Raw genomic sequence first — 12,581 nt, 5'->3', positions numbered from 1 at the left:
AGCACCAGGCCCCTTTTGCTTTTCCGCGCGCCGTCGTAGAGGACGGGCATGACATTCGACGTGATTGTTCTCGGGGCCGGCGCTGCCGGCCTGATGGCGGCGGCGACGGCGGGACAGGCCGGGTCGCGGGTGCTCCTGCTCGATCATGCCGAGGCGGCGGGCAAGAAGATCCTGATCTCGGGCGGCGGCAGGTGCAACTTCACCAACATGGAAACGGCCCCGGACCGGTTTCTGTCCGAGAACCCGCATTTCGCCAAATCGGCGCTCGCCCGCTACACGCAATGGGACTTCCTCGCGCTGGTCGACCGCTACCGCATTGCGTGGCACGAAAAGACGCTGGGGCAATTGTTCTGCGACGGCTCCGCGCGGCAGATCGTGGCGATGCTGCTCGAGGAATGCGCGCGGGGCGGGGTCGAGATCCGGCTGTCGACGCCGATCGGCGAGATCGGGCATGGCGACGGCGTGTTTCGCGTCGCGGGCGAAACGGCGCCCCATCTGGTGATCGCCACCGGCGGTCCCTCCATTCCGAAGATGGGGGCCTCCGGGATCGCCTATGAGATCGCGCAGCGCTTCGGGCTGCCCGTGGTGCCGCCGCGGCCGGCGCTGGTTCCGCTGACGCTGGGGGAAGAGGCGCAGGCGTTTCGCGGGATCACCGGCGTGTCCTGTCCGGTCACGGCGCGGGTCGGCGACACGGCCTTTTCCGAGGCGGCCCTCTTCACCCATCGCGGGCTGTCGGGGCCGGCGATCCTGCAGGCGTCCTCCTATTGGACGCCCGGCGCGCCGGTCGTGCTGGAACTGATCGCGAACGCCGCGGAGATCCTGAGTGACGCGCGGCGGCGCTCGCCCCGCTCGCGGCTGCGCGCCGTCCTGAGCGAGCACCTACCCAACCGTCTGGCCGAGGTTCTGGCGGCGCATATCGGACTGAAACGGGAATTGGGAAACACCTCGGATGCGGATCTCCAACGCGCCGCCGACACCCTGCGGGCCCTGACCTTCCATCCCACCGGCACCGAAGGCTTCGCCAAGGCCGAGGTGACGGCCGGCGGGATCTCGACCGACGCCCTGTCGTCGCGCACGATGGAGGCGAAGAGCGTTCCCGGTCTCCATGCCATCGGCGAGGCCGTCGATGTGACCGGCTGGCTGGGCGGCTACAATTTCCAGTGGGCCTGGTCTTCCGGGTGGGCGGCCGGCCGGGCCGTCTCCGCAAGGCGCCAGGGCTGAAGACCGAGCCCGCCCCGGCGGCATCGCGGCGTCCGCGCCGGGCCACTCTGCGTCGGGACATCCGCAGGCGCGGGGAGGGCCGCCCGGGCGCCGGTGGGGGACTCAGAACGCCTGCGAGGGCAGCCAGAGCACGAGGGCGGGGAAGGCGACAAGCAGCGTCAGGCGCAGGATGTCGGCGAGGATGAAGGGGAAGATGCCCCGCACGACGGTGCCTTGCGTCACGTCGCGGGCCGTGGCCTGGACGACGAAGAGGTTCATGCCGATCGGCGGCGTGATCAGGCCGATTTCCGCCACCGTGACCACGATGATTCCGAACCAGATGAGATCGAACCCGAGTTCCAGCGCCACCGGGGCCAGCAGGGGTACCGTCAGCAGGATCATGGACATGGAATCCATGAAACACCCCAGCACGATGTAGAAAATCAGGATCAGGATCAGCACGGTGGTGGGGTCGAGCCCGGAGGTGCGGATCTGATCGATCAGGAACTGCGGCAGGCCGGTGTTTTCCAGGAAGAAGTTGAACAGCGCCGCGCCGATCAGGATGAAGAAGATCATGCCCGTCAGGGCCGCCGTTTCGAAGACGGAGGCCTTGAGCTTCGCGCGGGTCAGCTCGCCCGAGGCGAGGGCGAGAAGAAAGGCGCCCACCGCGCCGACGGCCGCCGCCTCGGTCGGCGAGAACCAGCCGAGATAGATGCCGCCGATCACCACCACGAACAGCAGGACGACCGGCCAGACCTTCTTGAGGTGGCGCATGCGGTCCTGCCAGCCGGTGCGTTCGGCGCGCGGGGCGATCTCCGGCTGCAGCCGCACGCGCACCATGATCGCGCCGGCATAGAGCAGCGCGCCGAGCACGCCGGGCACCAGCGCCGCGATGAACAGCTGCCCGATGGAGCTCTGGGTGAGCAGTCCGTAGATGACCAGCAGCACCGAGGGCGGGATCAGAACGCCGAGCGTTCCCCCGGCCGCGACCGTGGCGGTGGACAGCGACGGGTCGTAGCCGTGCCGTTTCATTTCCGGCAGGGCGACCCGGCCGATGGTGGCGACGGTGGCCAGCGACGAGCCGCAGATCGCGCCGAACACCGCGCTCGCGCCCACCGTGGTGACGGCCAGCCCGCCCTTGCGGTGGCCGATGTGGGCGTTGATCACAGCGAACAGCGACCGCGACAAGCCCGCGTGCGAGGCGAACACGCCCATCATCACGAAGAGCGGGATCACCGAGAAGGAATAGGGAAAGATCGATTCGAACGGGCTGGAGCCGAGGATGTAGGACACCCCGATCCAGCCGTTCAGATACCAGTAGCCGAGCGCGCCGATCACCCCCATGGAGATGGCGACCGGGAAGCCCAGACCGATCAGGATCAGGGCGGCGGCGAAGCCGGTGAGGCCGAGAAGCGATTCAGTCATGATCGGGCTTCCCCTGCAGGGCGTCACGGAACTGGAGGAGGGCGCCGAGCATGGAGGCGGCGAGGCCGATCAGCAGCGGGTACCAGTACCAGGCGATCGGGATGCCCAGCTGCTGCGAGCGGTCGCCGAACATCGTCCGGGTCTGGAAGGTCAGGAAGCCCTGCCACAGCATCAGCCCCAGGAGGGCGAGCGTCGCGACGACGGCTACCGCGCGCAAGGCGAGCATCAGCTTGCGGGGCATCGATGTCAGCAGGAAATCCACGCTCACATGCGCTGCCGCCATGAAGGCATAGGGCATCACGAGCCAGGCGCCGGTCACCACGAAGAGCTGCACCAGATCGACCACGCCTTCGATCGGCAGGCCGATCCGGCGGCCGAGAACATCGGCCACCGTGACCAGGGCGGCGGCTCCATAGGCGGCGACCCCGGCAACGGCCATCGCCGCGACGAGCGCTCTCGCCCCTTTCATCACACGTCTCACCGGTTTCCCTCCTCACCGATCGCCCGACGCAGACTTGCCCACGCAGACCCGCCAACGCCGGCGCGCCGACGCAGACCCGTCAACGCCGGCCCGCGCGTCACGGCGCGGGCCGGCGTCGAACGCGGGTGCGGTCCGCGTCAGTCCTTGTTCGCGGCCTCATACTCGCGGATCTTGGCGCGCATGGCCTCGAGGATTTCCTCGGCATTGTCGACGCCGGCGTCCCGGACCGACTGGAGATAGGACGCCATCATCGGCTGAAGCGCCTCTTCCCAGCGCGCCCGCTCGTCCTCGGACAGCGTGCGGATCTCGTGACCGGCGTCGATCGCATCCTGCCGGCCGGGCGCATCCCACTGATCCCACCAGTCGCCGAATTTCGCGACGAGGTCGGCGCCGGAGTACTGGTCGATACAGGCCTGTGCCGTTTCGCTCAGCCCGTCGTAGGCGCGCTGGTTCATCACGTAGAAGAAGGACACCGTGTAGGCGCCGAGGTCCAGGTGATAGTTCAGCACCTCGTTCAGGCCGAAGCTCTTGACCGGATCCCACGGAAAGACGGTGCCGTCGATGACGCCGCGCTGGAGGCTTTCGTAGACCTCGCCCGGCGGCAGGCCCTGGGGATCGGCGCCGAGGAAGGACAGCATCTGCGACACGGCCGGGCTCGGCGTGCGGATGCGCAGCCCCTGCATGTCCTCCATCGTCTCGACCTTCTTCTCGCCGGTGTGCAGCAGGCCGCCGTTGTGCGCATGCAGCGCCAGCACCTTCAGGCCGCGATATTCCTCGGCGAGATACTCCGGATAGAGCTCCCACAGTGCGTAGCTCGCGGCGCCCGCGTCATCGGTCAGGAAGGGCATGTCGATCAGCGAGGTGCGCGGGAAGCGCCCGCGCGGGATGCCGTGAAGGCCGTGGGCGATGTCGACCACGCCGGCCATCACCTGCTCCTGCTGCCGCGCGACATTGCCGAGCTGCGAGCCGGCGGGGAAGATCTCGAACTCGACCTCGCCGCCGGTGCATTCGGTGATCTGCTCGGTCCAGGGCACGATGAAATCCGTGTGGATGCCGTGCACGGCCGGAAGATAGTGGCTCACCTTGAGCGTCGTCTGCGCGTTTGCGCCGGTCGCGCCGGCGATCGCCAGGACGGCCGAAACGGCCGCGCCCGCAAGCCATGTGGATTTCCGTGTCATGTCGTTTCCTCCCATTGTAGTTCCAGGTTGAGGCGAACGTGCAGGGACAGGGCCCCTACAGCGCCAGCTTGATCCGCGCCCCGTTTCTGGCGCGGGAACAACAGGCCATCATGCGACGGCTCTCGGCACGCTCGCCGCGCGTGAGAACCTTGTCGCGGTGGTCGATCTCGCCGTCGAGCACGGTCACCTCGCAACTGCCGCACAGACCTTCGCAGCAGTCGGAGGCCACGTCGATCCCCGCCGCCTGGATCGCGTCCAGCAGGGTCTGGTCGGCGCCGACGTGCAAGGTCAGGCCGGAGTCCTTCAGCTCGACATCGAAGGCGGTTTCATTGTCCGGGTCCAGTCCGGCGTTGGCGGTCGAGAAATGCTCGAAATGCAGCGTGCCCTCAGGCAGATCGGCCGTCAGGGTCTCAAGCGCGGTGATCATGCGCTCGGGTCCGCAGCAATAGATCTGGCCGCCCTCGGGCAGCGCGTCGACGATCGCCGCCAGATCGGCGCGGGCGCCGTCTTCCTTCGCGTGGATCGTCACCCGGCCCGCATGATCGGCCTCCAGCCTGTCGAGGAAGGCCATCGTGCGGCGCGCGCGGCCGCAGTAGTGCAGGGTGTAGTCCTTGCCGAGCGCCTTGAGCCGGTCGGCCATCGCCAGGATCGGCGTGATGCCGATGCCGCCGGCGATCAGCACATAGTGGCCGGCGTCCTCGTCGAGGCGGAACAGATTGCTGGGGCCGCGCAGGCGCAGGTCCATGCCGGCGCGCAGGGTCTCGTGCATGTAGCGCGAGCCGCCGCGGCCCTCGTCCTCGCGCAGGATGGCGAGCGCGTAGCCCGGCGCATCGGGGTGTCCGCACAGCGAGTATTTCCGGTCGTAGCCGCCGGCGACCAGCTCCACATGGGCGCCCGCGCTCCAGCGCGGCAGCGGCCGGCCCCTGGCGTCCTCCAGCGTCACTCCGAGGATACCGTCCGCCTCGGCCCGCACCTCGGTCACGCGGACCTTGCGGGCGATGTCGCGGCGTGCCGGCGCGCCGACGGGAAAGTGGAGGTTGGTGTTCGCCAACTCCGGCCGCCGGCGTTCCGGGTTCTGCGCCGGGTCCCATTCGACCCACAGATGATCGGGACCGCGGAAGGAGGTGTTGGGCAGATAGGTGAAGGTCTGCTCCGACAGCCGCAGGTGCGGAAGACGGCGGGTCATCTCCTCGAGGAAGATCCGCATCTCCATCCGGCCGATGTTCTTGCCCATGCACTGGTGGCTGCCGTAGCCGAAGGTGAGGTGATCCACCGCGTTGTCGCGATAGATGTCGAACCTGTCGCCATCCTCGAAGTGCCGCTCGTCCTGATTGCCGGAGGCCTGGACGATCAGCAGTTTCGCGCCCTCGGGCAGATCGACGCCGCCGAGGCGCGTCGGCGCCGTGGTCTGACGCCGCCAGGCAACGATGGAGCCGGCGTAGCGCAGGCATTCCTCCACCGCGTTCGGGATCAGGCTCGGATCCTCGCAGATGTCCTCCCAGGCCTGGCGGTGGGTGAGCAGCGTCTTGAACATGTTGGCGGAGGCCAGCGAGGTGGTCTCATGCGCCGCCACGATGATCGCCATCATCATGGAATGGACGTAGCTGTCGGTGACCACGTCCGGCATCTCGGCGTTCTTGCGGATGGTCTCGTGCATCCAGCCGGTGCCCTCGGGTTCCTTCTTCATCCGCTCGATGATCTGGCCGGCGTATTGCCAGAAGCGCCCCACGTCGTGGGCGATGGCGATCTGCTGCTCGTCCGTGGGGCGGCCCCAGGTGTTGACCGAGTGGGCGACGGAGAAATTGCGCAGCACCGCGATGTCGTCCTCGGGCACCCCGAGGAAATGCAGCGCCACGTTCAACGGCACCTCATAGAGCATGGCGTCGACCAGATCGACGCGGCCGGCGTCGATGAAGGCGTCCATCTTCTCGCGCGTCAGCCGGCGGACCATGTCCTGGTGGTGTTCGAGATTGGCCGGGATGAAATGATCCAGCAGCGCGCGCCGGCGCTTCATGTGCGCCGGTTCGTCCTCGTTCACCATGGTGCGGTTCATGGCGTAGCCGTAGTCTCGCAGAACCTCCATCGCCTCGGGCGGGGCCGGGGTGATCTTCTCCAGCACGTTTCTGGGCGAAAACAGGATGTTGTCGCGGAACACGGCCTTGATGTCGTCGTAGCGGCTGACGACCCAGTAGCCGAGCGTGTCGGCATAGAATACGGGAAGCTGGTCGCGCGACCAGCGCAGCGCCTCGGCCGGATCGACCTGGTAGGGGCCTTCGAAGGCGTCGAAGGCGCGCGCCATTGCCTCGGGATCGGAGACGGGGCAGCCGCCCTGTCCGGCGCGTGCCGCCGTGGCGTCGTCGAACGGGCAGCCTCGCACTTCGGTCCGTGTCTGTTGCGCCATGTGACCCATACCTCCCCTCGTGTCGAACCCGATCCGCGAAACCGGTTTACTTGACGTATATCGGACATTCAATCGCAAATAATGCAATATGGATTGCGAATATCGGGACGCGCCGTTGCCGAAGTCGCGGAATGTGGCTAAGGGCGGGGCGGACGGACAACGGCAAGGCAAGGCGCTGAATGGCACATGGCACGCTTCAAACCCTCGATCGCGGCATCGAGGCCCTTCTGCTGGTTGCCGGCACGCCGGGCGGGCTCAAGGTGAGCGATCTCGCCGAGCGGCTCGACCTGCACCGGGCGGTGGCCTATCGGATCGTCGCCACGCTGGCGGCGCACGGCATGGTGCGGCGCCTGGACGACGGGCGCATCGTGCTCGGCGCGACGGCGTTTCAGCTCGGCGCGCAGGCGGCCGACAGCGTGCGCTCCATGGCGCGACCCGTGCTGGAGGACCTGGCCGAAGCCACCGGCGCGACGGCCTTTCTGTCGATGGCGGAAGGTCGGGAGTGCGTCGTGGTGCAGACCGCCGAACCGCGCCGGGCGGCGGTCAACATCCACTACCGCGTCGGCATCCGGCACCCGATCGACCGTGGCGCGGCCGGCATCGCCATCCTGGCGGCGCGTGAGGAGCAGCCGGAGGAGCCGGAGGAGGTCCGCTTTGCCCGGGCCCATGGCTACAGCGTCACGCGGGGCCAGCTTCACAAGGGCGCCGTCGGGGTTTCGAGCCCCGTCCGCCTGCCCGGCGCGGCCTTCGCGGGGCTGGAGTACTCAATCGGCGTCGTCGCGCTGGAGGCCTTCGATCTGGACACCGCCTGCCGGGCCGTACCGGACGCCGCCCGCATGCTCTCGGCCCGCTTCGCCTGACACGCGCGCGGGCGGATGTCAGGCACGCCGGCCTCGTCCTGCATAGGCGCCCGCGCGCCGCGAAGCGGGCCCCGCCGCGGCGCGGATGCTGACGCAAGGGGACCGGCGGGCTTTCGGTCAAGTTCAAGGACTTCGATATCAGTCGGGACGCTGCCCGAAGCCTGTCGACGCGCCGGCTGGTCGCGGGCATCAGTCGTGTTATAGCTGACGTGCGCGGGGCCCTGCCGCGGCCCCTTTTCGAGCCGGTATCGATTGCACGAATGATTTCGAGAGAGAGCCGCTCCATGAGCACAGCCCGTCCAGGCGCCCAGGATCGCACATCGCTGGTGTCCTCCGCGTTTGCCGCGTTGCGCGGGGCGGTTTGGGGCACGGGGGCGATGAGCCTTGTCATCAATCTTTTGATGCTGACGGGCCCCTTGTTCATGCTGCAGGTGTACGATCGGGTTCTGGCCAGCGGCTCCGTCCCGACGCTCGCGGCGCTCGGCGGTCTGGTGGTCGCGCTCTACATGTTCTTCGGGTTGCTGGAGGGGGTGCGCGGGCGCCTGCTTTCGCGCATGGGTCAGCGGGTCGATGCGCGGCTGTCGACCCCGGCCTTCGAGGTTTCCTCGCGGCTGCCGTTGCAACTGGGCGCGCGGGCCGAGCAGGTGCGACCCGTTCAGGACATCGACACGCTGCGCCAGTTCGTGTCGGGGCCGGGGCCCGCGGCCTTCTTCGATCTGCCGTGGCTGCCGGTCTATCTGGCAATCGTCTTTCTCTTTCACACGCTGCTCGGCTTCGTGGCGCTGGCCGGCGCGCTCGTCATCTGTGTTCTTATCGCGCTGAACGAGGCGTTTTCGCGCAAGCCGGCGGCCGAGGCGGCGCAGGAAGCAGGGCGGCGCGCAGCGCTTGTGGAAGCCGGGCGGCGTAACGCGGAAGCGGTGCAGGCGATGGGGATGCGCGCCGCGCTGTCGGCGCGCTGGCAGGCGGCGAACGACCGGTTTCTCGAGCGTCAGCGCCGGGCGTCGGATCGTGCCGGGAGCTTCGGCTCGGCGATCAAGGCTGTGCGCTTCGTGCTGCAGTCGGCGGTTCTGGGGGTGGGCGCCTGGCTCGCCATCGACCAGGAGATCACGCCCGGCGTGATGATCGCGGCCTCGATCCTGACCTCGCGGGCGCTCGCGCCGGTCGAGCAGGCGGTCGCGCAGTGGCGGGGCTTCGTGGCGGCGCGCCAGAGTCTTGGGCGGCTGCGCGGGCTGCTGGTCGATGCGCCCGATACGGACACGCGTCTCGCGCTGCCCGCGCCTGAACAAAATCTCAGGATCGAGGGCCTGGCCGCCGCGCCCGCCGGGTTGACGACGCCGGTCGTCCAGGGCGTGTCGTTCGCGCTTTCGGCCGGCGACGGCCTGGGCGTGATCGGGCCGTCGGGGTCGGGCAAGTCGACGCTGGCGCGCGCGATCGTCGGTGTCGTGCCCGCGCTCAAGGGCGCGCTGCGCCTCGACGGGGCGGAACTGTCGCAATGGTCGGATGAACAGATCGCCGGCTTCGTCGGCTATCTGCCGCAGGACATCCAGCTTTTCGAGGGCACAATCGCGGAAAACATCGCCCGCTTCGATCCGGACGCGCGGGACGAGGACGTGATCGCCGCGGCGAAGCTGGCGGACGTGCACGAACTGATCGTCTCGCTGCCCGAAGGCTACAACATGCAGATCGGAGCGGCGGGGCTGACGCTGTCGGGCGGTCAGCGCCAGCGGATCGCGCTGGCACGCGCCCTCTACCGGTCGCCCTTCCTGGTGGTGCTGGACGAGCCGAACTCCAATCTCGACGCGCAAGGCGAAGCGGCGTTGACCCGGGCCGTGTCCGCGATGCGGGCGCGCGGCTCCATCGTGATCGTGATCGCGCACCGGCCGAGCGCGATCGCCGCCGTCGACACGCTGCTGTATCTTCAGGACGGGCGGATGGCGGCCTTCGGTCCCAAGACGGAGGTCATGAAGAAAACGATCGCGCCGGCCGCGTCGAGCGGTTCCGCAGGGCACGGAGGGGGGTGAAATGGCGGCTAGGGAAGATCCGCAGCGGGGGTCGACATCGCCGGACAGCGACCGGGTGCTTCGCAGGAGCATCCGGCGCAATCTGGCGGTCGGTCTGGCGCTGGTCGTGTTGCTTGTCGGCGGCGCGGGCGCCTGGGCGGCGATGGCGGAGATCGCCGGCGCGGTGGTGGCGACCGGCACGGTGGTTGTCGAAAGCGAGGTCAAGCAGGTCCAGCACCAGGAAGGCGGGATCGTGCAGGAGATCCGCGTGCGGGACGGCGATGCGGTTGTGGCGGGCGATCTGCTCATCCGGCTCGACGATACGGTCACGCGGGCGAACCTTGCCGTTGTGACCAAGCAGTTGCTGGAACTGGGCGCCCGGCAGGCGCGGCTTGCGGCGGAACAGGCCGGGGCGGCAGAGGTCGTGTTCGCCGCGCCGTCCTCAGTCCCAACGGATGCGCAAGCCGATCTGTGGCGCGAAATCGCGGAAAGCCAGCAGGCACTGTTTGCGGCGCGCCGGGTGGCGCTCGCGGGCCGCAAACGTCAGCTGGAAGAGCAGATCGTGCAGTTCGAGCGCCAGATCGAGGGGTTGGCGGCGCAGCGCGACGGCAAGGCGGCGGAGATCGCGCTGATCGAGGAGGAATTGGCCGATCTGGAAGCGCTGTTTGCCAAGAAGCTGGTGGCGAAGTCGCGGGTCACGGCGCTGAAGCGCGACCGGGCGCGGCTCGTCGGCGAGCGCGGCGGGTTCATTGCGCAGATCGCCCAGGCGCGCGAGGCGATCAGCGAGCGGCGCATCCAGATCCTGCAGCTCGGGGAGGAGCGCCGGGCCGAAGTGCTGACCGAATTGCAGGAGGTGCGCGGGCGCATCGCGCAGCTCGAGGAGCAGAAGATCGCGGCGGAGGACCAGTTGCGCCGGGTCGAGATCCGCGCCCCGCGCTCCGGTGTGGTGCACCAGTCGGCGGTGCATACGATCGGCGGGGTGCTGGCCGGCGGCGAGACGGCGATGCTGATCGTGCCGCAGGAGGACGGGCTTGTGATCGAGGCGCAGGTGGCGCCGGTCAACATCGACCAGATCGGTCCGGGCCAGGCGGCGCGGGTGCGCTTCCCGAGCTTCGATCAGCGCACGACGCCGGAACTCGCCGCGACGCTCCTGACCGTCTCGCCCGATCTCAGCCGCGACGAGACGACGGGCCTGACCTTTTACACCGCCCGGCTTGCGATCGCCGAGGACGAACTTGTCCGCCTGTCGGGGAGGGCGCTGGTGCCCGGCATGCCGGTCGAGGTGTTCCTCACCACGCAGGACCGCACCGTGCTCTCCTATCTCGTCAAACCGCTCACCGATCAGATCGCCCACGCCTTCCGGGAAAGGTGAGGGTGCAGCACCCATCGCATCCGCTCAGGGCGAGCCGTTGCCTCAGGTTTTGCGGGAAGGGAGTGCGGGATCGGCGGGCCGCGTTCGCGGGGGGAGCGCCTCGGCCGCGGCTTCGGTCCCGCTTGGGCGTGAGACCGCGCGTTTCACCAGGCGGGTGACATCGTCGACGCATGCCAGGCAGGGCTTTTCCACGACATGCCAGCTCGCCACGGCGAGCGGCAGCGAGAGGGCGAGGCTGGACAGCCCGATCAGGACCGGAGGCAGGTCCGGGACGTTGGCATGCAGCGTCTGGGCGATGGGCCAGTGCACGATGTAGAGCCCGTAGGAATAGTCGCCCAGACGGTTGTAGCGCCGCAGCCACCCCGCCGGCAGGAACGCCAGCCAGAAGAAGCTGTAGCCGGCCGCTGCAATGCGCGCGAGGTCCGACAGGGGCGTGCCGGCGAGCAGCCAGGCGCCGGCCCAGCCCGCAAGCATCAGACCCGCTGACAGGGGAATGACCCGGCGAAACACCCAGACGAACGCACCGAAGGCGAAGCTGACCGAAAAATGCGCCGCGTGATCGACAAAGGCGATCTGGTCGCGCAGGTCGGTCAGAGACGTCAGCGCGCCATAGGACAGCAGAAGGACCGCGAAAGCGGCGGCGAATGCGCGCTCATGTGTCAGGAGACCGCAGCAGAACGCCAGAAAGACACCTGCGTAAAGGATCAATTCGTAGCGCAGGGTCCAGATCAGCACATTCACCGCACCGGCGACGGGCTGGGCTTCGAACACCCCCGGCAACGGCATGTCCGGATAGGTGGTCAGCCCGGTGACCAGCGGATACAGCCAGGTCTCGCCGCTCAGGACATAGTCGGCGAGCGGAAGGTCGGTGTTGAGAGGGCCGATCACAACCACAATCGCGACGCTGACCACCAGAAGCGCGGGGAACAGGCGCAGGCCCCGGGACACCCAGAACCGCACGCCGTCGCGTCGTTGCAACAGGCTGGCGGTCACCAGAAACCCGCTGAAGATGAAGAACAGGTCGAGCGCGCGAAACCCGCTCGCATAGACCAGGGCTTCGACGGGGTCCTCGCTCTCGACCCGGCCGCTGGTGATGTTGTAGCCGTGCGCGAAGACGATCGCGACGGCGCCGAGCATGCGCAGGGCATTGAAATTATTGTCTCTGCGCGCGAGTTCCGAAGGTAGTCTCATGATGCCCCGCCGTTCGGTGCCGCAGGGGCCGTGCGATCCCGCAAGTGACCGCGGATCGATATCACGGCGGGGCTTTATGCTTTGCGAATGACGGCCGGGCGCGCGGGGCGGTCAGCTTTCGAGGAACTCGACCTCGATGAAGGCGCATTCGAAGTCGTTGGCGTTGATCACGTCGTGTTCGACGCCGAGAGTGCGGAAGTACGGCACGCCGGTCTTCAGCTGGGCGCGATGCGTGACGCCGCCGGGCTCGTGCAGCTCCAGCTCGCCGTCGAAGAGCGGGACCACCACGTAGTCATGGGCGTGGGTGTGCCAGCCCGTGTTGTCGCCTTTCGCCGGAAACCGCCACTCTGTCACCCGCGTGCGGGCGTTCTCGATGAGCACGGTACCGCGGGCCGTGCCTTGGGTGGCTGTGCCGTCCGATGTGCTGTTGGCCGATGTGTCGCACATGATCGCGTTGCTCCCTGTCCTGATGC

At 68.3% G+C, this 12,581-nt stretch carries 10 protein-coding genes; 4 read left to right on the top strand and 6 right to left on the bottom strand.

The window, feature by feature from the left end:
• Positions 1-48 precede the first annotated feature (48 nt).
• Positions 49-1,221, top strand: coding sequence for an aminoacetone oxidase family FAD-binding enzyme (locus tag ABL312_RS14290; RefSeq protein WP_349358076.1), 1,173 nt, complete (start codon positions 49-51; stop codon positions 1,219-1,221).
• A gap of 102 nt (positions 1,222-1,323) precedes the next feature.
• On the opposite strand, the gene ABL312_RS14285 is transcribed toward ABL312_RS14290, so the two are convergent.
• The 4 genes from ABL312_RS14285 to ABL312_RS14270 all read right to left on the bottom strand — a co-directional run bounded on the left by ABL312_RS14285 (position 1,324) and on the right by ABL312_RS14270 (position 6,685).
• Positions 1,324-2,625: a TRAP transporter large permease gene (locus ABL312_RS14285; protein WP_349358075.1), complete on the bottom strand. Its 1,302-nt coding sequence runs from the start codon at positions 2,623-2,625 to the stop codon at positions 1,324-1,326.
• On the bottom strand, positions 2,618-3,094 hold the full coding sequence (locus tag ABL312_RS14280) for a TRAP transporter small permease (protein WP_349358074.1): 477 nt from the start codon (positions 3,092-3,094) through the stop codon (positions 2,618-2,620). Before ABL312_RS14280 ends, ABL312_RS14285 begins: the two co-directional genes overlap by 8 nt.
• Positions 3,095-3,243: 149 nt before the next feature.
• Positions 3,244-4,284: a TRAP transporter substrate-binding protein gene (locus tag ABL312_RS14275; protein WP_349358073.1), complete on the bottom strand. Its 1,041-nt coding sequence runs from the start codon at positions 4,282-4,284 to the stop codon at positions 3,244-3,246.
• A 55-nt stretch (positions 4,285-4,339) separates the two neighbouring features.
• On the bottom strand, positions 4,340-6,685 hold the full coding sequence (locus ABL312_RS14270) for a cytochrome P450/oxidoreductase (protein ID WP_349358072.1): 2,346 nt from the start codon (positions 6,683-6,685) through the stop codon (positions 4,340-4,342).
• A gap of 179 nt (positions 6,686-6,864) precedes the next feature.
• Between ABL312_RS14270 and ABL312_RS14265 the strand changes: the two genes are divergently transcribed.
• The 3 genes from ABL312_RS14265 to ABL312_RS14255 all read left to right on the top strand — a co-directional run bounded on the left by ABL312_RS14265 (position 6,865) and on the right by ABL312_RS14255 (position 10,917).
• Positions 6,865-7,545 (top strand): helix-turn-helix domain-containing protein, encoded by a 681-nt coding sequence (locus tag ABL312_RS14265; RefSeq protein ID WP_349358071.1) that lies wholly within the window; start codon positions 6,865-6,867, stop codon positions 7,543-7,545.
• A 284-nt stretch (positions 7,546-7,829) separates the two neighbouring features.
• Positions 7,830-9,566 (top strand): type I secretion system permease/ATPase, encoded by a 1,737-nt coding sequence (locus tag ABL312_RS14260; RefSeq protein WP_349358070.1) that lies wholly within the window; start codon positions 7,830-7,832, stop codon positions 9,564-9,566.
• Between the two features lies 1 nt (position 9,567).
• The gene (locus ABL312_RS14255; protein WP_349358069.1) at positions 9,568-10,917 is read left to right on the top strand and encodes an HlyD family type I secretion periplasmic adaptor subunit; all 1,350 of its coding nucleotides are present in this window, start codon (positions 9,568-9,570) and stop codon (positions 10,915-10,917) included.
• Positions 10,918-10,959: 42 nt separating this feature from the next.
• Here ABL312_RS14255 and ABL312_RS14250 read toward each other — a convergent pair whose 3' ends face one another.
• A complete protein-coding gene (locus tag ABL312_RS14250; RefSeq protein WP_349358068.1) occupies positions 10,960-12,108 on the bottom strand; it encodes an acyltransferase in 1,149 nt (382 codons plus the stop codon).
• A 111-nt stretch (positions 12,109-12,219) separates the two neighbouring features.
• Complete coding sequence (locus ABL312_RS14245) at positions 12,220-12,555, bottom strand: cupin domain-containing protein (RefSeq protein WP_349358067.1); 336 nt, start codon at positions 12,553-12,555, stop codon at positions 12,220-12,222.
• Between the last annotated feature and the right edge of the window lie 26 nt (positions 12,556-12,581).

Source organism: Stappia sp., assembly GCF_040110915.1.
Taxonomy (GTDB): Bacteria; Pseudomonadota; Alphaproteobacteria; order Rhizobiales; family Stappiaceae; genus Stappia.
The sequence above is the reverse complement of the archived record's forward strand: the minus strand, read 5'-3'. Positions and strand labels throughout refer to the sequence as shown.

What these genes read in the sequence shown, in the direction of transcription:
- ABL312_RS14290 (WP_349358076.1), top strand. Translation starts at nt 49, where the DNA reads ATGACATTCGACGTGATTGTTCTCGGGGCCGGCGCTGCCGGCCTGATG.
- ABL312_RS14285 (WP_349358075.1), bottom strand. Translation starts at nt 2,625, where the DNA reads ATGACTGAATCGCTTCTCGGCCTCACCGGCTTCGCCGCCGCCCTGATC.
- ABL312_RS14280 (WP_349358074.1), bottom strand. Translation starts at nt 3,094, where the DNA reads ATGAAAGGGGCGAGAGCGCTCGTCGCGGCGATGGCCGTTGCCGGGGTC.
- ABL312_RS14275 (WP_349358073.1), bottom strand. Translation starts at nt 4,284, where the DNA reads ATGACACGGAAATCCACATGGCTTGCGGGCGCGGCCGTTTCGGCCGTC.
- ABL312_RS14270 (WP_349358072.1), bottom strand. Translation starts at nt 6,685, where the DNA reads ATGGCGCAACAGACACGGACCGAAGTGCGAGGCTGCCCGTTCGACGAC.
- ABL312_RS14265 (WP_349358071.1), top strand. Translation starts at nt 6,865, where the DNA reads ATGGCACATGGCACGCTTCAAACCCTCGATCGCGGCATCGAGGCCCTT.
- ABL312_RS14260 (WP_349358070.1), top strand. Translation starts at nt 7,830, where the DNA reads ATGAGCACAGCCCGTCCAGGCGCCCAGGATCGCACATCGCTGGTGTCC.
- ABL312_RS14255 (WP_349358069.1), top strand. Translation starts at nt 9,568, where the DNA reads ATGGCGGCTAGGGAAGATCCGCAGCGGGGGTCGACATCGCCGGACAGC.
- ABL312_RS14250 (WP_349358068.1), bottom strand. Translation starts at nt 12,108, where the DNA reads ATGAGACTACCTTCGGAACTCGCGCGCAGAGACAATAATTTCAATGCC.
- ABL312_RS14245 (WP_349358067.1), bottom strand. Translation starts at nt 12,555, where the DNA reads ATGTGCGACACATCGGCCAACAGCACATCGGACGGCACAGCCACCCAA.